Below are 23,872 nucleotides of genomic sequence, written 5' to 3' on the forward strand. Positions count from 1 at the left end.
GTACAACCAGGTCCCCGATTTTCGTTTGTTTCCGCACCGACATGGATTAAACCCGGTGCATGGTCCGTAAACGCTTACTCAGTGCCGATCGGCGCGCCTTGATTTTGGAAGCCGCGATCCGGGTTTTCGCGGAGCATGGCTTTGATGGCGCGAAAACCCATCGTATCGCGGCCGAGGCCCAGGTTTCCGAGGCGCTGATCTTCCGGCACTTCCCGTCGAAGGAAACGCTTTATCGCTCCGTGCTGCGGAAGCTGATCCGGGATCAGAATGAGGCCTTCAAGGCGGTGGGGGAACTCAGCCCGGATGCCGCTGGCCTCATCACGATGATGCGGAATTACTTCGGTAACTGCCTGCGTGGCAGCCTGACCCCCAATCCCAACGCCATCCGCATCCTTTACGCTAGCCTGGCCGGCGACGGCACTTATGCCCGTCTGACCTATCGCCGTTCCCTGCGGCTCAGCCTGCCGTCATTGATCGACGCCCTGGCTGGCGCCCGGGCGGCAGGCGACTTGGTGGGAGCCCCCATCGACCCGATAAACATCGTGGCGATGCTGGAGCACCTCGGCTCCAACGTCACCGTCGCCCGCATGCGGGAGCCGCACTTGGTCCAGTACGCCGGCACCGAGGACCAGCTGCTGGAACAGATGATCCTTTTCTGCGGTCGGGGCATCGGCTTGCGGGAAGAGGTCATCCAGGCGCATCTCGGCGCCGACGCCGCCCTGTCGCTTCGGGCCGTTGGGACGAAATAACCCACCCGACGGCATGAAGCCTTGCAACAATAAGTGAACAATCAGCGGCCTTGGCGCCAAACTTGCGCGAAGAACGGGCTGCGCCGGGCCACGACATCATAGCCATCGGGATCAATCATGCAGGTCGGGCACCAGTGCCCGCCGCGCAGCATGAGGTTGGGCGACATCTGGAACTCATGCCCCACAGCGCACCGCCAACCGACCGGTTCGTGGGGGTCGTGCGCATGGTCAGCCATGCACTGACCGCCCCGGAATTCCGCCGCTTGGCGCAAATCCGACACAGTCCACTGCTCCTTGGGCTTGTTCTCGTCGTATCCGTGATCGAGGTATGACGGGGCGCGCGACGGCTGGCCTAGCGGAAACTGGGCCCAGTCCGAGGGGATTTGCTGCCACTGCGCCCGTGAGCCGAAATAGGCGTTGATGTGCGCCTCGTCCCCCTGTTCCAGCCAATGCAACGGCCCGCCCTCGCTCCGCGCCAGCTTCACAATCTGCTTACGCACGGCGCCACCGGCCAGCTGGGCCCCCCAGCGCACATAGAACGGCACCGCGGCCTTCAGGATCGCCAGGAAATCCGCCAGCGTCTCCCGCCGGAAGGGGACCAGTTCCTGTAGGCGGTCTGAATCGGTGTACCACTGGCCGTGGAAGTTCTGCGTGGCGAACCAGTTGGGTTGGAACACCTTGCGGAAATCGGAGAAGCCCAGCACCTTGAACATCGCCGCCGCGAATTCATGATTGACCACCCGCAGGTCGCCACCACCGCCGATGTTATAGAAATTGCGCCAGACCTGGTCCGGGACGCCGTCCTCGCAAAAGTTGGCCGCCAGGCGCCCCGAATCCCCCACGGTTACCCATTCCAGTACCCCGTTGAAAGGGCTGTGGAACATGATGGGATCCTGGATTTTCCAAAGATTGGCGTGGGCGATCCCCGTCTGGCGCAAGGAAACCCAATGCTTCAGGCCGGATTCGGCAACGATGGCTTCCGCCTGGGTCTTGCTGACAGCATAATGGTCATACTTGCTGATCTTGATGGGATCGCCGGTGCGCCCCCAATGGACCGGCGTCTGGCGATCACCGGTTTGGGCCACGGTACCAATATAGACCAGCCGCACACGGTCCGGTGCCGCCTGCGCCTTGATCGCCTGGACGATGTTGCGCGCGCCACCGACGTTGACCTCCATGGTCAGCTTCGGCAAACGATCCGCCATGGGGGAAACCAAGCCGCCGATGTGCAGCACCTGGTCGGCGCCCGTCACACCATTCAGCACATCGGGGTAATGCCGCAGATCCCCCCAGACGATTTCCAGGTGTGGATGACCCTTGAAGCGTTTCAGGACAGGATGGTCACGCTCCTTCGGCAAGACCAGCGCCTTGACGCGGAAGCGGTCGGCGCGCTCCAGCAATTGCCGTAGGGTTTCTCCCCCCATATTGCCCGACGCCCCGGTGAGGAAGACTACTTTCTTGCCCTGCATCAAGACACGCTCCGCCTGAAAAGTTCGCCAATGACAGACCGGAGGTGACGGCCCTGCTTCGCGGTTCCCGCCCGCTCACTTTAACCAGAGGCGGTCGTCTCACCGCCACCACCATGGTAGCCGCCAAGGTGCCATGGTCATCCGCCCGCGCCGCCTGCAGTAAGCCCTTGGCGCAGGGACCCTCCCGATCTTATTAAGTATTTACTCACTTACTATGATGTGCCTTAAATTCCGCCCAGTTTCAACCGGCGGAAAACGCTATGGCGCGGGGTGCGGCGGTGACAGGGGCGGCCGCCCAGGGGAACGGCCCTGGCGACCGACCCCTATGGTCAGGCCCGGGTAAGCGGCAAGCCACGGGCCCCGAAGGTGCCGTTGGCCTGCGCCTGGAACCGTGCCGCCTCAGCCTTGGGGTTATAGAACTGCTTGTACCACTGGCGCAGCTTGGAGAAGGCCCCGTCTCCGGGAACGGCCAAGGCGGCCAGGCAAGCGCGCTTGTTGGCCCAAATCTCAAAATCCTGGGCCAAGGCAGCCAAGCTGCCAGCCTGCTGCTGCCGGGCGCCGGCGACATCGTCGTCGGTCGCGACGTCCTTGCCCGAATGGACCAAAAGGCCGTGCCAGGCCCGGACCACCCCGTCATCCACCGGCGTGTGGGCGATGTACATCACGGCATGGGCACCATTGAAGTAAGACAACAGGACGCCGGGGCCGGTGTAGAAGGTGTTCGTTTCCAGCATGAAGCCTGGCGCCAGGCTGCGATGCTGCGCCCCTTGGAATTGCCGCAGCACGACACCGTCGATGACGTTGCTGAAATATTCCGCCGGTCCACCGTGGGTCGGCCCCAGGTGGGCCACGTCAGCCATGTTGTCGACGATCTCCTGCGGATGGCAGGGCAACGTGCCCAGCTGGTCGATGCTCCAGTGCACATAGGACGGATGATCCCATTCAGGGATCAGCGGCAAGTCGAAATCCGGCGCGCCGCCCTCGGGGTCGTGCCAGGTGAAGAGGCAACCGTATCGCTCTTCCAGTACCCAGGTGCGCAATCGCGCCGCCGCCGGAATCGGCGCCTTGGAATAAGGGATTTCGGTGCATCTGCCGTCAGGCCCAAATTGCCACGCGTGATAGGGGCACCGTATGGAATCGCCCTCCACATGCCGGCCGTCCTGAATGACGTAGGACGTCGTGTTCTTGGCCAGATGGGTGCCCATGTGGGGGCAATAGGCGTCCACCATGTACGCCCGGCCACTCTGCCCCCGGTACAATACCAGGTCCTGCCCGAAGAAGCGCACCGCGGACGGCACCGACGTGACCTCCGGTGCCGCCGCCACCATGAACCATCCCCGGGGATAGGTGAACGGCCCCAGCCCATACTCAACGGTCTTCGCCACGATAACCTCCCTTGCCTGTTTCGCGTATCGGCGCTTATTCGTGGCGATCCTATCATGGCAATTTTCTACGCGAAACGCGTTTTCAATATCAATAGTACGCCATATTGCGTATCTATTAACCGATAATTCTGCGATTATCGGATAACGCCGATTGTGCCCACACTCTGCGGCCCTGGCACCTATCGGGTGCTCTAGGCCCGACGGATGTGACCGGACAGATAACAGCAAAAGCACGGGAGGACTTATGAGCAACAAACCCGACAGCCGCGGGAGCGAGGGGCCGAATGTCGACGTCATCATCGTCGGGTCCGGCGCTGGCGCCCTGATGGCCGCTGTGCGGGCCGCCGACCTGGGCCTGAAGCCTCTGGTGGTGGAAAAGGCCGCGTTGATTGGCGGCACCTCCGCCATATCCGGCGGCGGCATCTGGATACCCTGTAATGACGATCAGGCGCAGGCCGGTGTGCGCGACACGCTGGAGGACGCCTTCCGGTACGTGCGGACTTGCGCCAAGGGCTTGGCCAGCGATGACCGCATCCTGGCCTATGTCGAGACCGCCAGGCTGATGGCCCGCTATCTTGGCAGCATCGGGGTACCTTACCGCTGCATGCCGCTGTATGCCGATTACTACCCTTCCCTCCCGGGCGCCCGCCCCGGTGGTCGGACCATGGACCCGGCCGACTTCGACGCCGCGTCGCTTGGCCTGGAGGGCCTCACCCAGATGCGGCCCGGCAATCCCGGACAGGCGCTGTTCGGGCGCATCAATCTCAATTCCTTCGACGCCCACACCATCCTGTCCCAGGGACCGGGCTCGGTGTCCGTCGTCCTGAAGAACATCCTGCGCTACGCCACGGACCTACGCTGGCGGCTTAAGACATCCAAGGACCGCCGCATGACCGGCGGGCAGGCCCTGGTCGCCGGATTGTTGCGGGCGGCGCGCCAGCGCCAAATCCCTATCTGGGTGGACAGCCCGCTTCAGTCACTGCTGACGCAGGAAGGGCGGGTGGCCGGCGCGGTGATCCGCCATAGCGGCCAGGATGTGCGCGTCGTCGCCAAGCGGGGTGTCGTGCTTGCCGCTGGCGGCTTTGAGCGAAGCCAGGACATGCGCGAACAATACCTTCCCAAACCGACCGATGCCCGCTGGACGGCGACCCCACCTGACGGCAACACGGGTGACGCCATCCGCGCCGGCGCCGCTGTCGGCGGGGCCCTTCATATCATGGACCTGAGTTGGGGCGTCCCCACGGTGAATGTCCCCGGTGAAGAGAAATTCCGTGGCGTCTTCGTGGAACGCTCCCTGCCCGGCTGTTTGGTAGTCAACGCTCTGGGTCAGCGCTTCGTGGACGAGTCCGGCCCCTATCCGGAATTCCAGCAGGCGATGATCGCCAACCACCAAGCGACGGGCGGCGCCATTCCGGCATGGATCGTTTTCGACGGCCGGTTCCGCGCCCGCTATCCCATGGGGCCCCTGCTTCCCACCAGCCTGATGCCCGACCGCAAGGTACCCCAGGCCTGGTGGGACAGCGTCGTCTGGACAGCCCCGACATTGGAAGCCCTCGCCACGCGCATCGGCGTCGACCCCCAAGGCCTGCGGAACAGTGCCGACCGCATGGCCGCCTTCGCCCGCACCGGCAAGGATGAGGATTTCGACCGGGGCGGCAACGTCTTCGACCGCTATTACGGTGACGTCACCGTCAAGCCCAACCCCAACTTGGCCCCGCTGAGCCAGGCACCGTTCTATGCGATGCAGCTGTGGCCGGGCGACATCGGCACCAAGGGGGGCTTGTTGACCGATCGGGACGCCCGCGTGCTGGATGCCCAGGGCGTGGTCATCCCCGGCCTGTATTGTGTGGGGAACAACAGCGCATCGGTCATGGGCCCCGCCTATCCCGGCGCCGGTTCCACCCTGGGGCCGGCCATGACCTTCGCCTACCGGGCGGCCAGCCACCTGGCAGGCCAGCCCCTGCCCCTGGAGCGGCTCGATCTGCTGGCCGGGTGATCCGGGAAAAGCATGCCCGCGGCCTGGCGTGCAGGCCGCGGGCATCCGATGGCGGCGGACCGGAAGGATGTCAGCGTTGCGACACCGGCGTGTGAACCACCAGCCCATCCAATTCGGCCGTCAGGCGGATCTGGCACGCCAGGCGGGAATTCGGCTGCGGATCGACGGCGAATTCCAACATGGTCCTTTCCGCCTCGGCAGCGGGAGGAAGGCGGGACAGCCAGTCCGTGCTGACCATCACATGACAGGTGGCACAGGCGCAGGCCCCGCCACACTCGGCGTCGATGCCGGGAACGCCATTACGCACCGCGGCCTCCATCACGCTGTCGCCGGCACCAGCCTCGATCACGGTATGGAGGCCGGTGGCGGAAACGTAATTCACTTTAGGCATGGTCTTATCCTTGGCACGAACCCTGTGAAGACGGCCCCGCCGCCTGGGCGATCAAACGGCCGCGTCCTTCAGGCCGACAGCGACATCCGCCAAACGGGCCGGAGAAACCGCCCGCCGTTGGGCGATCCATTGCCTGCCGGTCATAAATTCGGCCGGCATATTCACGGCCTCCACCGCCCTCACGGTGTCGTCCGTTCCGATATGGAACACGGCGAAGCGCCCTTCGGCGGAAACGCCGCGCATCACCCGGCGGACCTCGCCACCAGGCAAGCCGGCGAGTTGCAGCTTGACCTCATATTGGTCCGACCAGAACCACGGGACCTCCGGCGCCGGGGCCGGCAAGCCGCAAAGACTTGCCGCCACCTGGCGCGCCTGTTCCAAGGCGTTCTGCACGCTTTCAAGCCGGCCGGCCCCACCATTGAAAGGCAATGGCCTCCGGCTCACGTCGCCGATGGCGTAGATGTCCGGATCGTCGGTTCCGCAGGTGGAACTCACCCGGATACCGTCCTGGCACGCCAGGCCGGCGGCCTCGGCCAACGCGCTCTCGGGGATGGCGCCGACGCCGACCAGAACCGTATCGGCTGGAATTGCCGTTCCGTCGGTCAGCATCACCTCCGTCACACGCCCGTCCCGCCCCCCGATGGCCTCCACAGCCGCCGAAAGGCGCAGGTCCACTCCTCGCGCGGCGTGCAGGGCGGCATAAAAGTCCGAAACCTCCGGACTGGCGACGCGGGCCAGCAGGCGCGCTTCACGCTCCACCACCACGACATCCCGCCCCAGGGCACGGGCGGCGGACGCGACCTCCAGCCCGATATAGCCCCCGCCGATCACCACCAGCCGTCCGGTGGAGCCCAACCGGCTTCGCAACCCGTCCGCGTCAGCCACAGTGCGCAGCGTCACCACGCCGTCGAGCCCCGCGCCGGGGACAGGCAAGTCCCGCGGCCGCGACCCGGTGGCGAGGATCAGCGCGTCATAGGGAACCCGGGCACCATCGCTCAGCACCACCACCTTGGCGCCGCGATCAAGGGCGACAACCCGACACCCGCAGCGCAGCGCGATCCTTTGCTGCTGGTAAACTTCGGCCTTGCGCAGCACGACACCGTCGAAGGAAACCTCCCCCTTCAACCAGGCCTTGGACAGGGGCGGCCGCTGATAAGGCAACTCGCCTTCCGCGCCCAGCAAGGTAATGGCCCCTTGCCATCCATTTTGCCGCAACTGCAAGGCGGCACTGGCACCAGCGTGGCCGGCGCCGACAATGACGACATTGCGGTTCACATTCTGCCCCACGCGTGGTTCCCACCTTTTCTCTCGCGGCCAGGCAGCACCGGCCCATCGATAGGGGAACGGCCGCCCGCCATCACCGCAGTACCGGCGATGCGAACGGCCGCCCCGCTGGGGAAGGCCGACAGCCTTCCCGCCGACAACAGCACCGCGTCACGCGGCCCGGGCGCCCCCAATGCGCAAGGGCGACAGGGGGGCATCGGCCGGATACTGGACCGGCGGCCCGAAATCGTAAGCCGCGTTCAAGGTGCGAATGAAGAGCGGATCGGCCAGCGGATCGGCGGGCGGTGTGATCTCAATCCCCTTGGAGCGCACGTCCTTGATCAGGGTCTCGAACACCTGGTCCAGCGTCAGATCGGCCGAGCGATCCATATTCTTCTTCAACTCGGCATAGTCCTCGAACACCTCAGCCGACCAGTGCACCAGGAAGCGCAAATCGTCGGTGGAATGGCGGGCGATCACCCGATCGCCCGTCTTGAGGAGCCACCCGTTCCGGTCGGACGGGTCCCCCTGGAAGACAGTGTCGAAGCCAAGCCCATCCGGATATTGCTGGTCGCGTGGCCCGTTAGCCTCCCCCCGGTGCAGCATCATCTCGTTCTGCACCAGGACGCCGCGGTTGTAAACGGGCGGCATCAGCCGCTTGGGCGGGTTGAGCGGCCCCTCGGGCCAGTAGGTGAAGCCACTCTGAGGATCGTTGGAGAACCAGGTGATCACCTGGGCCATCTTGATCAGGTAGTCCTTGAACAGACCCGATTTGCCCATGACGCTGCACAGCCAGGTCGGCGCGCTCTCATACCGGACGCCACGGAAGCTGGGCGTGTCCAGATGGCCGGGGTCGGTATTGGCGCAGGGGCCGTTCACGTTGAACAGCATCATCTGCGGCTTGGCGTACTGCGCCTTCCAATAGGATTTGGCGTAATCCAGGAAGCGCTGGCTATAGAAACAATCCGCGATCTCGGAATACAGCGGTGTGGAATAACTGGCGTAGTAGCCGCGGAAGGTGGGCGTCAGGAACATGTCCAGGGTCGGCGTGATACCCGCCGGCATAGCACCCGACAAGGTCGCGATCAGCGCATCCACGGACGAGAAGTGCTGGGCGATGATCAGCTTCCAGGGACCGTTGCGGTGCACCACGTCCAGCAGCCGCTGGCGCTGGTCCTCGGTGTAGATGTCCACCAATTCCCGCGGCGGCGCCGCCGGACGAAGAATATTGGACAAATGTTCCCTGCGGGCATCGGTGTTCATCGTTCGCTCCCTGGCAGGAAGGCCGCCCCTACTGGGACCAGTCGCCCCCCTTCTGTGATTGTTCCGGGATTATAGGGAGGCGCCATCGGCCACGCAACGCGAAAACAGGACGATGCGTAGTTATTCACATCTTTAACTACGCATTATGAATTTATTTTGGCATAAATAGACGCCCTTGCGCATGCTTGCGACGGAGATGGCGCGTATCTTTGCCCCCAAGATAACGAAGACCTTCAGGTCGGCTCGCCGGCTGAGGTGAAGGCGTCCATGGTCCAGAACGCCCGCAGCGACGTGATGCGATACGTATCATCGAACGCCACCACTTCATGGACGGTCAGACGTTCCACAGGCGCCCCGGCCTTCTCCATTCCCATGGAAAACCGGATCAGGGCCTCCCGCCCACCGGGGACGAACACCTCCAACACAGGCGCGAAGCGATAGCCCCCTTGCTCCGCCATCGCCCAGAAGGCACGAATGGCGTCAAGGCCACGATGGAGTGGGCCGCCGACAGGATCCTCGACCACGGCGTCGCCGGCGAACAGCGACGCCCGCGCCGCCGCGTCACCATCGCGCCAACTGGCCAAGTACGCCTCCACCGTGCGGCGCTGACGGGCCGGGTCCTGCGCCACCGTTGACCGCGTCATCGCCTGTGCCAGATCTCGGGCGTCCGCCGACATTCGCTCCTCCTGTAATATGAGATTGGTGTTGATGGTGTCACGCGCCGACGGCGACGGGCACGTCCGCGCTCCATTGCGGGTAATCGGTGAACCCCCGGGCGTCGCCGCTGTAAAAGGTGCCGCGATCGGGCTCTACCAGCGGCGCCCCGTTGCGGAAGCGCGCGACTAGGTCAGGGTTGCTGATAAAGAACCGGCCGAAAGAAACCGCCTCCAACCGCCCATCGCTCAGCAGCTTCTGTGCGCTGTCCAGCGTCAGGCCGCCGTTGCCAATCACCGGCCCGGTCCAATGCTGCCGCACGAAGGACAAGGGCTCCAACTCCGGAATGGGCGTGTTGATGAGGTGAAGGTAGGCCAGCCCTAAGGGCTCGACGGCCCGCAGGAGCGCCGTATAGGTCGTCACCGGCTCTTCATCCTCCATGTCGTTATAGCCGTTGCCAGGCGAAATGCGGAACCCCACCCGCCCAGATCCGATGGCTGCGGCCATGGCTTCCAGCACCTCGATGACGAACCGGGCACGGTTCTGAGGCGAGCCGCCATAGCGGTCCGTTCGCTGATTGGTGCCCGTCGCCAGGAACTGCATAGGCAGGTAGCCGCTGGTGGCGTGCAACTCCACGCCATCGAAGCCTGCCGCCCGGGCGTTCCGCGCCGCCGCGGCCATTTCATCGATGACACCGGCTATCTCGGCTGTCGCCAGCGCACGGGGTTCAGCGCAGGGCGCCATGCCGGCGGCGGTATACAGGGCCTGTCGGCTGCTAATGGCCGAGGGCGCCACGGTTTCAGCCCAGGGGTCCTTATTCCCCGCCGCCCCCACCCGCCCACAATGCATCAGCTGCATCACGATGCTGCCACCAGCGGCGCGCACACCCGCCGTCACGGCACGCCAGGCCGCCATCTGCAGCGGCGTATGGATGCCGGGGGTCCGGAAGTAGCCCTTGCCATGGATGCTGGGCTGCACACCTTCGCTGACGATCAGGCCGGCACCGGCCCGTTGACGATAGTATTCCGCCATGTCGGCCGTGGGCTCGTCGTTCACCCCCGCCCGGCAGCGGGTCATGGGGGCCATCACCACGCGATTGTTGAGGGTGAGGTCGCCCAGGCGAATGGGCGAGAAGATGCTGGCCATGGTTCACTCCGGTGGAAGCCCGAGCCATTCGCGGCGCCCAAACCGGCACGGCCGATGCTCATGGCACCGACGGGGTGGGCGCTCACCCGAGCGACCGCCACATTGCCAGAATCAACGGTTCAGATCCACACCAATCACACTTTGCGTATTTTTAGCGATGAAATATTACGCATATCAGCACAAACGGCGGTCACTCCTCGCTCGGCGCGGCCTCTGGTTCCACACGGACGATACGCGCCATGCGGGCATCGTACTTCAGGCTGTGAATGGCGGTGGACACCTCCACCTCCCGCACCCCGGCCAGCGGCTTGATGGACGTGCTGACCAGCTCGTGCACCCGCTCCAGGCTGGTGAACAGGCCCATGGCCATCAGGCTGTACCGCCCCAGCAGGACCATGACGCAGCCGATGGCGGGGATGGCCGACAGCTCCTTGGCCAGTTCAGGCACCCGCGCCGGATCGGCCTGGATTCCCATCATCACCAGGTTGGGGGACCCCGCCATGCGGAAGCTGGTCACCACGGTGAATTGGATCAGCCCCTCGGCCTGCAGCCGCTTGATACGGGTGCGGATGGTGCCCTCGGTGACACCCAGCTCCGCCGCGATCTGCCGGTTGGACGAGCGCCCGTCGCGGCCCAAGGCTTCGACGATGCGATGGTCAAGGTCGTCAAGCTTTCCGCCGTTCATAGGGGGGCCACATTGAATTCGAATTTCACGATATCGGCGGCGATTCCGGGGCTCAATTCGCTGATGCCCGGAATCTTGGCCACATGGTCCAGCAGGAAGGTATTGATCTCCCCGAACTCATGCAGGATGACCAGCATCTCGATGTCGTAGGCGCCGTTCATGATGTGCAGGCTGAAGACTTCCGGAAGATCCGCCAGATCCTTGGCCACGTCGGCCACCGGACGCCCCAGGACCTTCACCCCGGTAGCGATCAGCATGTTGTAGCCGTGCGCCGAGAAGTCGGCGACGGCCACCACCCGCATGGCCTTGCTTTCCTCAAGCCGATGAAGGCGCGCCGACACGGTCCCAGCCGTGATCGACAGGCGGTCCGCGATTTCCTGGTTGGTTGCGCGCCCGTTGGAGCGAAGGATGTCGATGATCGCCTCATCGACGGTATCAAGTCCGGCAGGCGTCGCGCGCCGCCCCTTTCTGATCTGCATATGGTGCCTTACACTTATCGCCGTCACGCTGCCGGCTACGCATCGTAACAAGAGCCCCTCATGGCTGCGACTGCTTTCGCAGGCGGGCCGTTTTACCGCTATGCAGGGCCATGACCTTCCGCCACCGCCCTGGCCGCCACCGCCCTGGCCGCCGACACGGCGCGTAGCGCGCGGGCGAGCGGCGCCTCCCCCTGCAGGATAGCCTCCTCCTGCGGCACCTCAACGCTCACCGGCACGTCCGGGGGCAGGGCGCGCAAGAATCCCGCGACGTCGAAATCCCCTTGTCCCGGCAGCCCTCTTTCCCTGGCGGCCTCCGCCTCCCGCGCGCCCGGCGCCACCCTTGCCGGTCCATCGCATAGCTGGGCCAGCAACACACTCCCGGCCGGCAAAGCGGCGACCTGGGCCACATCGCCGCCTGACCGAACAAGATGCAACAGGTCCAGGGTTATCCCGACGCGGCTGGGCCGGCCGATGCGCCCGACCTCCGCAATCGCAGCGGGCAAGTCCGGCACCAGGGACGGCGGGTAGAACTCCACACCAACGGCAAGGCCGCGGCCGGCCGCTTCCTCGCAAAAGGCTGCGAACTGATCGTGCCGTCGCCCGGCGTCGCGGTCGTACAGCAGCACGTTGACGGCGCGGATACCCAAGTCGGCCGCGGCATCCAGCACCGGTCGGAAATCCGTCGCCACCGATCGGCCGTGCAGCGTGAATGGATAGGCGAGGTCCATGCGAACCCCCCGCTCCTGGAATCGCGAGCGCACGCGCCGCCGCGCCGCCGCATCGGTCACCAGATCATAATCGGCCATGCGGGGCAGCACGCTCATGGCATGCAGGAACAGGCAGACGCCGTCACACCCCGTCGCCGCCGCCAGATCAGGAAGGTCCCAAGGAGGGACGTCTATGACGGTCAAATGATCCAGCGACAAATGCATGTACGCGCCCCGTCTCCCGGCCCCAACCGGCCCAACGCTCCGCACCATATGTTCAATGCGGGCGATGGTCATTGAAATTCGTATATTAATTTGCTCACATCGACGCATATCAGCAATAGAACGCCGTTCAGGCATCCATTGGCGTACAACAACATCGCGAGGGCCACCATGCACGATCCCCTTTCCGTTCCGCCCGGTCGCGTGGTCATCGTCACCGGCGGCACCCGCGGCCTTGGCCGCGTCATTGCCGAAACCTTCCTGCGCTCCCGCTGCACCGTCGCCATCTGCGGGCGCCATGCGCCTGAAGCGCTGCCCTCCGCCAACGGCCAGGTCGCCAGTTTCCACCCCTGCGACATCCGACAGGCCGACCAAGCCAGAGCCTTCGTCGACGCGGTGGCGGAACGCCACGGCCGCCTGGACATCGTCATCAACAACGCCGGCGGCTCCCCCCAAGCCGATGCCGCCACGGCCTCCCCCCGTTTCTCCGAGGCCATCGTCGCGCTGAACCTGCTGGCCCCCCTGCATGTCGCCCAGGCGGCCAACCGGATCATGGCGGAACAGGCGGAGGGGGGCACGATCATCAACATCACCAGCATCGCCGCCAAGCGGGCCTCCCCCGGGACGGCCGTCTATGCCGCCGCCAAGGCGGGCTTGCTAAGCCTGACACGCAGCCTGGCGCAGGAATGGGGGCCCAAGGTGCGGGTGAACGCCATCACCGTCGGCCTGGTCGAGACGGAACAGTCGGAACTGACCTACGGATCGGCCGCCACCCGCGACGCGATCGCCGCCTCCCTGCCCCTGGGCCGCATGGGTAATGGCGGCGATGTGGCCGCTGCCGCCCTCTACCTCGCCTCCGCCGGGGCCGCCTACGTCAGCGGTGCCGACCTGGCCGTCGATGGCGGCGGCGAACGCCCGTTGTTCCTGGAAATCGTCAAGCAGCACCGCCGGGATTGCGCAAACTGACGACCGTCGCGCTTGTTTCTGTGGATCTGCGTTTTAGACTGGTATATATCTACGCATATCAACGATAATTGATCGCAAAAATCCGCCTTTGCGCAGAAATGCCGGGCCGGAACAGGGAGATCCCAGGGATGACGGTGGCGTCACTAGGCTATGTGGTAATCGAGACGAGGGATCTCGCGTCCTGGTCCACGTTTGCGACCGAGGTTGTGGGCCTCATGCCAGCCCCCTCGGCCCAGCACGACGTGCTGTTGTTTCGCATGGACGATCGGCCCTTCCGCTTCTGGATCCAGCAGGGGGATCGCGAGGCCTTCGTGCAGCCGGGCTGGGAGTTGGCCAACGCGGGGGACTTCAATGCCGCCGTGGAACGCTTGAAAAGCGCAGGCCGGCCCGTCCAGCTGGCCACGCCGGCGGAGGCGCGGGCCCGGCAGGTGACGGCCCTGGCCCGATCGTCCGACCCGGCGGGCAACGATCTGGAAATCTACTACGGCCGCGTCCTGGACTACGCCCCCTTCCGGTCGCCGGCCGGGGTCAGCCGTTTCGTCACCGGCCCCAGTGGGGAACTGGGCCTGGGCCACGTCGTCCTGTCCGCCCCCAACTTCGCCGAAACGCACGCCTTCTATAAGTCGGTGCTGGGCTTTGGTGACACCGACCTCGGCCATTTCTATCTGGCCGGCGGCGGCCCGGATGATCCGGGTGTCCGTTTCGCCTTCATGCACGCCCGCAACCAGCGCCATCATAGCCTGGCCCTGGGTGAGCTGCCCCAGAACGAGGCGCGACTGGTCCATCTGATGGTGGAAGTAGCCAGCGTGGACGACGTCGGCCGCGCCTATGAGCGGGTGCACAAGCAGGAGGTTCCCGTTTCCGCCACGCTGGGGCGGCATGTGAACGACAAGATGCTGTCCTTCTACATGCGTACACCCGGTGGCTTCGACATCGAATATGGCTGCGACGGCCTGCTGATCGACCCCGCGACCTGGATCCCCACCACCAGCCTGCCTGTCAGCGACTGGGGCCATGTCTGGGCGTTCCAGAACGCCGACAACCAGGGAAGCGAGGGCTGAGCCATGCTCGACAAGCGCATGACCCTGGACGATATCGTCGACCAGTTGTCCGACGGCATGACCATCGGCATCGGCGGCTGGGCCACCCGGCGCAAACCCATGGCCCTGGTGCGCGCCCTGCTGCGCTCACGGCTCAAGGACCTGACCCTGGTCAGCTATGGCGGGCCGGACGTGGGCTTGCTGGCCGCCGCGGGTAAGCTTCGCCGCCTGGTGTTCGCCTTCGTCTCGCTGGACCATTACCCGCTGGACCCGCATTTCCGCGCCGCCCGGCAGGAGGGACTGGATGTGCTGGAGCTGGACGAAGGCATGTTCCATCTGGGACTGAGGGCGGCCGCCATGCGTGTCCCCTTCCTGCCTACCCACATCGGCATCGGCACCGACATCATCCGCCAGCCGGCATTCCGCACCGTGCGCAGCCCCTATGAGGATGGAGAGGAACTTGTGGCGGTTCCGGCCCTGCCCTTGGATGCTACCCTACTGCACCTCCACCGGGCCGATGCGCTGGGCAATGTCCTGACGCTCAGCCCCGATCCCTTTTTTGATGAACTGATGGCCCGTGCGGCCAAGCGGGTCTTCGTCACCACGGAGAAGCTGGTGCCGACACCCGAACTGGACATGGCCAACAACGCCCGCTTCAATCTGTGCGAACGGGCGCTGATCAGCGGCGTGGCCGAGGCGCCCTTCGGCGCCCACCCCACCAGTGCCGCCCCCGACTACCAGCTCGATCTTGGCCACCTGAAGACCTACGCCGACAGCGCCGCGTCGCCCGAAGGCTGGGCCGACTACCGCGCCCGCTTCATCGATGTCGGTGCCGATCACTACCTGGACGCCATAGGCGGTGCCGGGCGCGTCGCCGCCCTGCCCAAGCCCGTCTATTGAGCGAGAGCCGCCATGACAGACACATCGCGCCCCACGCCCTACAGTCTCGCCGAACTTGTCATCACCGCCGCCGCCGAAACCTGGCGACATGACGGCGAAATCATGGCCACGGGCATCGGCCCCCTGCCCCGCCTGGCTGCGGCCCTGGCGAAGACCACCTTCAATCCGGCGCTGCAGACCACGGACGGCGAGTGCTTCTACACCGCCAGCCCCGTGCCGCCCGGCCCGGCCACCGATACGCCGCCGGTAATCGAGGGCTGGTCCCCCTACGACCGCGTGTTCTCCGCACTCTGGGGCGGGAAACGCCACGCCATGGTGGCGCCGGTGCAGATGGACCGCTTCGGCCAGACCAACATCAGCGTCATCGGCGACCACGCCCGGCCCAAGGCGGCCATGCTGGGCGCCCGGGGCTTCCCCGGCAACTCGGTCCACCACCCCAATAGCTTCTTCTTCGCCAACCACACCAGCCGCACCTTTGTCGCCGGCGAAGTCGATTTCGTTTGCAGCGCCGGCTACAACCCAGCCCGTTACCTGAACGGCCAGCCGCCGCGCGGACTGGACCTGCGCCTGATTGTCACCGATCTGGCGGTGCTGGACTTCGGCGGGCCCGGCCACGCGATCCAGGTGCGCAGCCTGCACCCCGGGGTCAGCTTCGACCAGGTTCAGGACAACACCGGCTTCCCCCTGCATCGGCTGGAACACGTGGCCACCACATCCGCCCCGACGGCGGAGCAGTTGGCCCTGATCCGGCAACTGGACCCCAACAACGTCCGGCGCACGGTGTTCAAGGGCGACCCTGCCGGCGACCGGCGTGCGGCGTGAGAGGGGAAGCCATGTCCCATCAGCCATCCCCCGACCTGGTCGAGCCCAGGCATCAGCCACCGAGTTATGAAACGGATGAGCCTGTCCGCTACGTGACGGACGGCCCGGTCGCCTGGGTCATCATGAACCGGCCGCGTTTCAACAACGCCCAAAACTCGCAGATGACCTACGCCTTGGACGCGGCATTCCGGCGCGCCGTGGATGACGACGCCATCCGCGTCATCGTCCTGAAGGGCGAGGGCAAGCACTTCTCCGCCGGGCATGACATCGGCACGCCGGGCCGCGACCTGCACAGCCGCTTCGACCGGGCGCTGCTCTTGCCCGATCACACCAACAAGCCGGCGGCCGAGCTGCTCTACACCCGCGAGCATGAGGTCTATCTGGGCATGTGCCGGCGCTGGCGCGACATTCCCAAGCCCACCATCGCCATGGTTCAGGGCGCTTGCGTGGCCGGCGGCCTGATGCTGGCCTGGGTCTGCGACCTGATCATCGCGTCGGACGACGCCTTTTTCCAGGACCCGGTGGGCCGCATGGGCATCCCGGGCGTGGAATACTTCGCCCACGGCTTCGAACTGCCGCCGCGCATCGCCAAGGAATTCATCCTGCTGGGCGAGCGCATGCCCGCCCAGCGGGCCTACGACTTCGGCATGGTCAACCGCCTGGTGCCCCGCGACCAGCTGGAGGGCGAGGTGAAAGCCGTCGCGGCGGAACTGGCCAGCCGGCCCCGCCTGGGCAACTGGCTGACCAAGCAGGCGCTGAACCATGTGGAAGACCTGCGGGGCAAGCGCACCGCCACGGACGCCCATTTCCACATGCATCACTTCGCCCACGCGCAGAACGACCTGACCTCCACCAACAGCCTGGGCGGCCTGGACGCCAAGTCCATGGCGCAGGCCAATAAATCGCAGGCGGGGGAGCAGTAGGCCATGCAGCCGGATCCGTTGATCACCGCCTTGGTGGAGCGGCTGGGCTGCCGCTACCCCATCATCCAGACCGCCATGGGCTGGGTGGCGGAGCCGCCGCTGGTGGCCGCGTCCTGTAATGCCGGCGCGTTCGGGTTCCTGGGCGCGGCCGTCATGACACCCGCCGACGCGGCGGCCAAGATCGCGGCCGTGCGGCGCCTGACCGACCGGCCCTTCGGCGTCAATTTCCACATGTTCCAGCCGGGCGCCGCCGAGATCGTCGAGACGATCATCGCCAACCGGGCGCAGGTGCGGGCCGTCAGCTTCGGCCGGGGGCCGGACGCCGCCATGATCGCCCGCTTCCGCGACGCCGGCATCCTGTGCGTGCCCACCGTCGGCGCCCTGAAACACGCGAAGAAGATGGTCCAGCTGGGCGTCGACATGATAAACGTCCAAGGCGGCGAAGGGGGCGGCCATACCGGATCCGTCCCCACCACCGTGCTGCTGCCCCAGGTGCTGGACACGGTGACCGTGCCCGTCATCGCCTCGGGAGGCTTCGCCGATGGGCGTGGACTGGCCGCCGCCCTGGCCTTCGGCGCCGTGGGCATCGCCATGGGCACCCGCTTCCTGCTGACGGCAGAGAGCCCGGTGCCGGCGGCGACCAAGGCCCGCTACCTGGAAGCCGGCACCGACGACATCGTGCTGACCACCAAGCTGGACGGCATTCCCCAGCGCATGGTGCGCACCCCGCTGATGGACCGCATTGAGCGCTCAGGCCCCCTGGGCATGTGGCTGCGCGCGCTGGAAAGCGGCCTGGCCCTGAAACGCCAGACGGGCGCCGGCTGGGGGGAGCTTCTGCATACGGTGCGGGGCATGACCAGCCACGGCGGCCTGCGGCTGGACCAGGCGCTGATGGCCGCCAGCGCCCCCATGCTGATCCAGAAGGCGGTGGTGGAAGGCAAACCGGACGAGGGCGTCATGGCCACCGGCATGGTCGGCGGCCGCCTGACCGAAATCCCCACCTGCCAGGCCCTGATAGACCGCATCGTGGCGGAAGCGCGGGAGCGCCTGGCCGCGCTGTGCCCCGCCCCTGTCGACAGCCGGAGGTACCATGCCGATCACGCTTGAAACCCACGGGCGGGTCGCCGAGATCGTTTTCGACTGGCCGCCGGTCAACGCCTTCGACACCAGTGGCTGGGAACTGATCCCCCGGCTGGTGGAAAAGGCGGGGGGCGACCCGGAGGTACGCTGCGTCCTGATCCGCGCCGAGGGCAAGGGCTTCTGCGGCGGCGTCGACATCAAGGAGATGCAGGCCCATCCGGAACGCATCGTCAAGCTGAACCGGGACAACTACCTGACCTTCAAAGCCATCCGCGACTGCCCGGTTCCCGTCGTGTCGGCCCTGCATGGCTTCGTCATCGGTGGTGGCGTGAACATCGCCGGCGCCTCCGACGTGCTGATCGCGGCGGAGGGTGCCTATATTTCCCTGCCGGAGATCGACCGGGGCGCCATGGGGGGGGCCGCCTTCCTGTCGCGCATGTTGCCGCTGCACAAGGTGCGCGCCGCCTTCTTCACCGGCGGGCGGATCCCGGTGGAGGAAGCCTATCGCCTGGGCGCGGTGGAAGCGGTCGTGCCCAAGGAGCGCCTGCTGGAGGAGGCCCGCGCCTTCTGCGCCGTCATCGCCACCAAGAGCCGAACCGCCCTGGTCTTGGCCAAGCAGGCGCTGAACGGGCTGGAACCTTCGGACCCCTGCCAGGGCTACCGCTGGGAGCAGGGCTTCACCTTGGAAATGTACATGCATGAGGACAGCCAACGCGCCCGGGACGCCTTCGTCCACGACAAGGGCCGGACGGCCACCTTCTAGGAGCCCTGCCCCGTGAATCTGACCTATACGCCTGAGCAGAACGCCTTTCGCGCCGAGGTTCGGGCCTGGCTGGCGGCCCATGTGCCCGCCCGGCCCTTGCCCTCCTTCGATGCCACGCGGGAAGGTTTCGAAGCCCACCGGGCTTGGGAGCGCACCCTGGCCGAGGGTCGCTGGGGCATGGTGACGTGGCCCCAGGAATACGGCGGCCGTGGCGTCGATCTGCTGCAATGGCTGATCTTCGAGGAGGAATACTACCGCGCCGGCGCCCCAGGGCGTGTGAACCAGAACGGCATTTTCCTGCTGGGCCCCACATTGATGGAATTCGGCACCCCGGAACAGAAGGCCCGCTTCCTGCCGGCCATGGCCAATGGCGACGAGATCTGGGCCCAGGCCTGGTCCGAGCCCCAGGCCGGCAGCGATCTGGCGGGGGTGCGGGCGACGGCCACCCGGGATGGCGACCACTATGTCCTCAACGGGTTGAAGACCTGGTCGTCGCGCGCCGCCTTCGCCGACTGGGCCTTCGGCCTGTTCCGCAGCGAGGCCGGCAGCCAGCGGCACAAGGGCCTGACGCTGGTGCTGTTCCCCCTGAACGCGCCCGGCGTGACGGTCAAACCCATCGCCCGCATCGACGGCAAGGTCGGCTTTGCGGAAATCTTCCTGGACAACGTCCGAGTGCCTGCGGACCAGCGGCTGGGCGATGAGGGCCAAGGCTGGCACATCTGCATGGTCACCGCCGGGTTCGAGCGCGGCCTGATGCTGCGCAGTCCCGCCCGCTACCAAGTGGCGGCCGCCCGCCTGGCGGCGCTGTACCGGCGGGAGGGTGACCCCGACGACGCGGTTACGCGGGCGGCGGTGGCGCAAGCCTGGATGGATGCGGAGGCCTACGCCCTGTCCATCTACGCCACCGCCAGCCGCATCCTGGCCGGGCAGCTCATCGGACCGGAAACCAGCACCAACAAGATCTTCTGGTCGGAGCTGGATGTGACGCTGAACCGCACCGCCCTGTCGATCCTGGGCGCCCGCGCCGAACTGCTGCCCGACCCCGCCGCCCCCGACCCCACGGGCGATTGGCTGGACGACTACATCTTCTCCCTCGCCGGCCCGATCTACGCCGGCTCCAACGAAATCCAGCGCAACATCATCGCCGAACGCATGCTTGGGCTGCCGCGCTGAGGAACAGGCTGATGGACTTCACCCTCACCGACGAACAGAAGATGCTGGCCGACGTGGTCGCCAAGTTGCTGGACGACCATTGCCCGCCCGCCGCCCTGCGCCAGTTGATGACCGACGGAGCCCCCCGCGACGCGGCCCGCTGGGGCGCCATCGTGGAAACCGGGCTGGTGCCGGTCCTGGTGCCGGCGGAGCAAGACGGCCTGGGCCTGGGCGAACTGGACTTCGCCCTGATTGCCCAGGCGTGCGGACGTGCAGCCTTGCCCGAACCGCTGGTCGACCATGCGGGCATCGCCCTGCCCTTGTTGGCCGCCTGCGCCCCGGCGCACCCCTTGTTGGCCGAGGCCTTGAGCGGCGCCGCCACGCTGGCGATCGGCCATCCCCTGAACCCGCTGGTCGCCGATGCCGATATGGCCGCCGCCTTGCTGCTGGTCCATGAGGGCGACCTGCACCTGGTACCGCGTGATCAGGTGACACTGACGCGCCGTCCCAGCATCGATCCATTCCGCCGCCTGTTCGACGTGGCGTGGAAGCCGAGCGGAACCACCCGCATCGCCAGCGCCGCCACCGCGGCCGAGCCCCTCGCGGACGCCATCGACCGGGGTGCCCTGTTCGCCGCCGCGCAGTGCCTGGGCCTGGCGCAGCGCTGCGTGGACTTGGCGGTCGCCTATGCCAAGGATCGCACCCAGTTCGGTAAGCCCATCGGGTCATACCAGGCGATCAAGCACCACCTGGCCTCCGTCCAGGTGAAGATCGAATTCGCCCGCCCCGTGCTGCATGCCGCCGCCACGCGCTTCCCCGACCGCGACACACGGTCCCGGGCGGCCATATCGCACGCCAAGCTGGTGGCGGCGGAGGCGGCGGACCTGGCCGCCCGCACCGCCATCCAGGTGCACGGCGCCATGGGCTACTCCTGGGAAGTGGACATCCATTTCTTCCTGAAACGCGCGTTGGCCCTGACTTACGTCTGGGGAACGCCGGCCTTCCACCAAGCGCGGGTAGAACGGCGCGTCCTGGCCGGCCCCCTCGGTCCCGACCAAACCTTCCTGCCCGATCATCCCCGCCAGAACGAGGGCCAGCATGCCTGAAGCCTATATCATCGACGCCGTCCGCACCCCGATCGGCCGCAAAAAGGGATCGCTGGCCGGCATGCATTCCGCCGATCTGGGCGCGCACGCCATTGCCGCGCTGATAGCCCGCACCGGGGTCGACCCCGGTGCCGTGAACGATGTCGTGTTCGGCTGCACCGAAACCATCGGCAGCCAGGCCGGCGACATCGCCCGTACCTGCTGGCTGGTGGCGGGTCTTCCCGATCATGTGTCGGGCGTCACCGTGGACCGTCAGTGCGGTTCCGCCCAACAGGCGCTCCACTTCGCGGCCCAGGGAGTCATGAGCGGCACGCAGGAGCTGGTGGTGGCCGGCGGCGTGCAGAACCTCAACATGATCCCCATCTCCGCCGCCATGGAAGTGGGCCGCATCTACGGCATTCCCGACCCCTTTTCCACCTCCCCCGGTTGGCTGGCCCGCTACGGCAAGCAGGAAGTCAGCCAATTCCGCGCTGCGGAGATGATCGCCGAAAAGTGGGGCGTCACCCGAGAAGCAATGGAGGGCTTCGCGCTGGCCAGCCACCAGAAGGCCATCGCCGCCAGCGATGGCGGGCGCTTCGCCCGCGAGATCGCTCCGGTGGGGGAATTCACCACCGACGAGACGCCGCGTCGCGACACCTCGCTGGAGAAGATGGCCGGCCTGAAGCCCCTGGTGGAGGGTGGACGCCTGACCGCCGGCGTCAGCAGCCAGAACGCCGACGCCTCCGCCGCCCTGCTGATCGCCTCCGCCCAGGCCGTGAAGGATCATGGCCTGAAACCGCGGGCGCGCATCCATCACATGAGCGTGCGGGGCGACGACCCCGTGTGGATGCTGACCGCCCCGATCGCCGCCACGCGCCATGCCCTGGCCAAGACGGGGCTGGCCCTGGCCGATATCGACCTGTTCGAATGCAACGAGGCCTTCGCCAGCGTGGTGCTGGCCTGGATGTCGGAACTGGACATAGATCCGGACCGCGTGAACGTGAATGGCGGCGCCATAGCATTGGGGCACCCGCTGGGCGCCACCGGCGCTCGCATCATGACCACGCTGCTGAACGAGTTGGAGCGGCGCCAAGGACGCTACGCCCTGCAGACCATGTGCGAGGGCGGCGGGCAGGCTAACGTGACCATCATCGAGCGGCTGTGACGCCATGGCCGTCTATAGCTACCAAGGCATCGTACCGGTCGTAGACCCGAGCAGCTTCGTCCATCCGGGCGCGACGCTGATCGGTGACGTCATCGTCGGCCCTGGCTGCTATCTCGGGCCGGGCGCATCGCTGCGCGGCGACTTCGGCCGCATCGTGGTGGAGGGCGACAGCAGCATCCAGGACAACTGCACCCTCCACACCTCGTCCGGCAACGACTGCCATGTCGGGCTGGGCGCCACCATCGGACACGGCGCCGTGCTGCATGGCTGCCGCATCGGGCGGCACACCCTGGTGGGCATCAACGCCGTCGTCCTGGACAACGCCGAGGTGGGAGAGGACTGCCTGGTCGCCGCCCTGTCCCTGGTGCGCCCGGACGCCCGGTTCGAGGCCGGCTGCCTGATCGCAGGCAACCCGGCCAAGGTGATCCGCCATTTCAAGCCCGACCAGATCACCTGGCGCAACACCGGGGACGGCGAATACCAGCGCCTGACCCGCGAAGCCTTCACCGACCTGCGGGAATGTCAGCCGCTGGCCGCCGCGGAACCGGACCGGCCACGCATCCGCGCCAACGCCATTGCCGTGCGCCTGCGGGGCGCCACGGCCGAGGAACGCCGGCGCCGCGCCGCCGCCACAGAGCATGGGGAATAACGATGTCGCGTATCTGCGAAGGCCGGGTGGTTGTCGTCACCGGCGCTGGTAACGGCCTGGGCCGGGCCTATGCCCTGGGCCTGGCCGCGGAAGGCGCCCGGGTGGTGGTGAACGACCTAGGCGTGGGAACCCACGGTGAAAGTGGAGCCACGGAGGGGGCCGCTGCACGGGTGGTGAACGAGATCCGGGCCGCCGGCGGCCAAGCCGTGGCCAACACGGACGACGTCACCGATTGGGACGCCGGCGGCCGCATCGTGGAATGCGCGCTGGACAGCTTCGGCGACCTGCATGCCGTGGTGAACAACGCCGGCTTCGTTCGCGACCGTATGTTTGTTTCCTGCACGCCCGATGAATGGGATGCCGTCCTGCGCGTGCATCTGCGTGGTCACTTCTGCACCAGTCGTCACGCCGTGGACTTCTGGCGCGCCCGCCAAAAGGCCGGGCACACGGTGGATGCCCGCATCATCAATACCACCTCCGGCGCCGGCCTGCAGGGCAGCATCGGGCAAAGCGCCTATTCCGCCGCCAAGGGCGGCATCGCCACCCTGACCCTTGTACAGGCGGCGGAACTGGGCCGCTACGGCATCACCGCCAACGCCCTCGCCCCGAATGCCCGCACCCGCATGACCGAGGGCGCCTTCGCCGCCGAGATGAACCGGCAGGAGGGGGACCTGGATATCTATGCCCCCGAGAACACGGCCCCCTTGGTCGCCTGGCTGTGCAGCGCCCAATCCCGGGAAGTCACCGGACAGGTTTTTGAGTTGAAGGGCGGGCGGCTGTGGCTGTCCCAGGGCTGGACCGACAGCGTGGCCATCGACAAGAAGGCCCGCTGGGCAGCCGATGAGCTGGGCCCGGCGATCCAGGACCTGCTGCGTGCCCGGATGCCGCCCAAGCCCGTCTACGGCGCGGGCTGAGGAC

Annotated in this window: 24 protein-coding genes; 14 read left to right on the top strand and 10 right to left on the bottom strand. The window is 66.5% G+C overall.

Annotated features, from left to right (window positions below; translation table 11 throughout):
• The first annotated feature begins 104 nt into the window (after nt 1–104).
• Nucleotides 105–749: a TetR/AcrR family transcriptional regulator gene (locus tag FBZ88_RS14690; RefSeq protein ID WP_211102671.1), complete on the top strand. Its 645-nt coding sequence runs from the start codon at nt 105–107 to the stop codon at nt 747–749.
• Nucleotides 750–790: 41 nt separating this feature from the next.
• On the opposite strand, the gene FBZ88_RS14695 is transcribed toward FBZ88_RS14690, so the two are convergent.
• Both FBZ88_RS14695 and FBZ88_RS14700 read right to left on the bottom strand, forming a co-directional pair.
• Complete coding sequence (locus FBZ88_RS14695) at nt 791–2,218, bottom strand: NAD-dependent epimerase/dehydratase family protein (protein ID WP_145617910.1); 1,428 nt, start codon at nt 2,216–2,218, stop codon at nt 791–793.
• Nucleotides 2,219–2,547: 329 nt separating this feature from the next.
• A complete protein-coding gene (locus FBZ88_RS14700; protein ID WP_145613661.1) occupies nt 2,548–3,603 on the bottom strand; it encodes a 3-ketosteroid-9-alpha-monooxygenase, oxygenase component in 1,056 nt (351 codons plus the stop codon).
• 244 nt (nt 3,604–3,847) lie between these two features.
• Here FBZ88_RS14700 and FBZ88_RS14705 point away from each other — a divergent pair, with 244 nt between their 5' ends.
• Nucleotides 3,848–5,599 carry an FAD-binding protein gene (locus FBZ88_RS14705; protein ID WP_145617912.1) on the top strand — a complete coding sequence of 584 codons (1,752 nt, stop codon included), beginning with the start codon at nt 3,848–3,850 and terminating at the stop codon, nt 5,597–5,599.
• Between the two features lie 70 nt (nt 5,600–5,669).
• On the opposite strand, the gene FBZ88_RS14710 is transcribed toward FBZ88_RS14705, so the two are convergent.
• The 8 genes from FBZ88_RS14710 to FBZ88_RS14745 all read right to left on the bottom strand — a co-directional run bounded on the left by FBZ88_RS14710 (nt 5,670) and on the right by FBZ88_RS14745 (nt 12,412).
• A complete protein-coding gene (locus tag FBZ88_RS14710; RefSeq protein WP_145617914.1) occupies nt 5,670–5,990 on the bottom strand; it encodes a 2Fe-2S iron-sulfur cluster-binding protein in 321 nt (106 codons plus the stop codon).
• Nucleotides 5,991–6,041: 51 nt separating this feature from the next.
• Nucleotides 6,042–7,277 (bottom strand): NAD(P)/FAD-dependent oxidoreductase, encoded by a 1,236-nt coding sequence (locus FBZ88_RS14715; protein WP_145617916.1) that lies wholly within the window; start codon nt 7,275–7,277, stop codon nt 6,042–6,044.
• A gap of 147 nt (nt 7,278–7,424) precedes the next feature.
• Nucleotides 7,425–8,516, bottom strand: coding sequence for a hypothetical protein (locus FBZ88_RS14720; RefSeq protein ID WP_145617919.1), 1,092 nt, complete (start codon nt 8,514–8,516; stop codon nt 7,425–7,427).
• A 233-nt stretch (nt 8,517–8,749) separates the two neighbouring features.
• Nucleotides 8,750–9,193, bottom strand: coding sequence for a nuclear transport factor 2 family protein (locus FBZ88_RS14725; RefSeq protein WP_145613666.1), 444 nt, complete (start codon nt 9,191–9,193; stop codon nt 8,750–8,752).
• Nucleotides 9,194–9,230: 37 nt separating this feature from the next.
• Nucleotides 9,231–10,316 (bottom strand): alkene reductase, encoded by a 1,086-nt coding sequence (locus FBZ88_RS14730; protein ID WP_145617922.1) that lies wholly within the window; start codon nt 10,314–10,316, stop codon nt 9,231–9,233.
• A gap of 190 nt (nt 10,317–10,506) precedes the next feature.
• Nucleotides 10,507–11,001 carry an Lrp/AsnC family transcriptional regulator gene (locus FBZ88_RS14735; protein WP_145617924.1) on the bottom strand — a complete coding sequence of 165 codons (495 nt, stop codon included), beginning with the start codon at nt 10,999–11,001 and terminating at the stop codon, nt 10,507–10,509.
• Nucleotides 10,998–11,507, bottom strand: a complete 510-nt coding sequence (locus FBZ88_RS14740; protein ID WP_211102672.1) for an Lrp/AsnC family transcriptional regulator — start codon at nt 11,505–11,507, stop codon at nt 10,998–11,000. The genes FBZ88_RS14735 and FBZ88_RS14740 overlap by 4 nt, the downstream gene beginning before the upstream one ends.
• A gap of 71 nt (nt 11,508–11,578) precedes the next feature.
• Nucleotides 11,579–12,412, bottom strand: a complete 834-nt coding sequence (locus tag FBZ88_RS14745; protein ID WP_145617926.1) for a sugar phosphate isomerase/epimerase family protein — start codon at nt 12,410–12,412, stop codon at nt 11,579–11,581.
• Between the two features lie 168 nt (nt 12,413–12,580).
• Here FBZ88_RS14745 and FBZ88_RS14750 point away from each other — a divergent pair, with 168 nt between their 5' ends.
• From FBZ88_RS14750 to FBZ88_RS14805, 12 genes are all read left to right on the top strand, one after another.
• Nucleotides 12,581–13,375: an SDR family oxidoreductase gene (locus FBZ88_RS14750; RefSeq protein WP_145617928.1), complete on the top strand. Its 795-nt coding sequence runs from the start codon at nt 12,581–12,583 to the stop codon at nt 13,373–13,375.
• A gap of 128 nt (nt 13,376–13,503) precedes the next feature.
• The gene (locus tag FBZ88_RS14755; RefSeq protein WP_425465789.1) at nt 13,504–14,436 is read left to right on the top strand and encodes a VOC family protein; all 933 of its coding nucleotides are present in this window, start codon (nt 13,504–13,506) and stop codon (nt 14,434–14,436) included.
• 3 nt (nt 14,437–14,439) lie between these two features.
• On the top strand, nt 14,440–15,315 hold the full coding sequence (locus FBZ88_RS14760; protein ID WP_145617931.1) for a CoA transferase subunit A: 876 nt from the start codon (nt 14,440–14,442) through the stop codon (nt 15,313–15,315).
• 12 nt (nt 15,316–15,327) lie between these two features.
• Nucleotides 15,328–16,137, top strand: a complete 810-nt coding sequence (locus tag FBZ88_RS14765; protein WP_145617932.1) for a CoA-transferase subunit beta — start codon at nt 15,328–15,330, stop codon at nt 16,135–16,137.
• An 11-nt stretch (nt 16,138–16,148) separates the two neighbouring features.
• Entirely contained in the window at nt 16,149–17,060 is a 912-nt protein-coding gene (locus FBZ88_RS14770; protein WP_145617936.1) for an enoyl-CoA hydratase, read from the top strand.
• A 3-nt stretch (nt 17,061–17,063) separates the two neighbouring features.
• Complete coding sequence (locus FBZ88_RS14775; RefSeq protein WP_145617938.1) at nt 17,064–18,167, top strand: NAD(P)H-dependent flavin oxidoreductase; 1,104 nt, start codon at nt 17,064–17,066, stop codon at nt 18,165–18,167.
• Nucleotides 18,151–18,903 (top strand): enoyl-CoA hydratase family protein, encoded by a 753-nt coding sequence (locus FBZ88_RS14780; RefSeq protein WP_145617940.1) that lies wholly within the window; start codon nt 18,151–18,153, stop codon nt 18,901–18,903. The genes FBZ88_RS14775 and FBZ88_RS14780 overlap by 17 nt, the downstream gene beginning before the upstream one ends.
• 12 nt (nt 18,904–18,915) lie before the next feature.
• Nucleotides 18,916–20,076: an acyl-CoA dehydrogenase family protein gene (locus FBZ88_RS14785; RefSeq protein WP_145617942.1), complete on the top strand. Its 1,161-nt coding sequence runs from the start codon at nt 18,916–18,918 to the stop codon at nt 20,074–20,076.
• A gap of 11 nt (nt 20,077–20,087) precedes the next feature.
• A complete protein-coding gene (locus tag FBZ88_RS14790) occupies nt 20,088–21,161 on the top strand; it encodes an acyl-CoA dehydrogenase family protein (protein ID WP_145617944.1) in 1,074 nt (357 codons plus the stop codon).
• On the top strand, nt 21,154–22,305 hold the full coding sequence (locus tag FBZ88_RS14795; protein ID WP_145617947.1) for an acetyl-CoA C-acetyltransferase: 1,152 nt from the start codon (nt 21,154–21,156) through the stop codon (nt 22,303–22,305). Before FBZ88_RS14790 ends, FBZ88_RS14795 begins: the two co-directional genes overlap by 8 nt.
• 4 nt (nt 22,306–22,309) lie before the next feature.
• Nucleotides 22,310–22,954 (top strand): gamma carbonic anhydrase family protein, encoded by a 645-nt coding sequence (locus tag FBZ88_RS14800; RefSeq protein WP_145617949.1) that lies wholly within the window; start codon nt 22,310–22,312, stop codon nt 22,952–22,954.
• A gap of 2 nt (nt 22,955–22,956) precedes the next feature.
• Complete coding sequence (locus FBZ88_RS14805; RefSeq protein WP_145617950.1) at nt 22,957–23,868, top strand: SDR family oxidoreductase; 912 nt, start codon at nt 22,957–22,959, stop codon at nt 23,866–23,868.
• Nucleotides 23,869–23,872 lie beyond the last annotated feature (4 nt).

It is taken from the genome of Nitrospirillum bahiense, from assembly GCF_007828025.1.
GTDB lineage: Bacteria > Pseudomonadota > Alphaproteobacteria > Azospirillales > Azospirillaceae > Nitrospirillum > Nitrospirillum amazonense.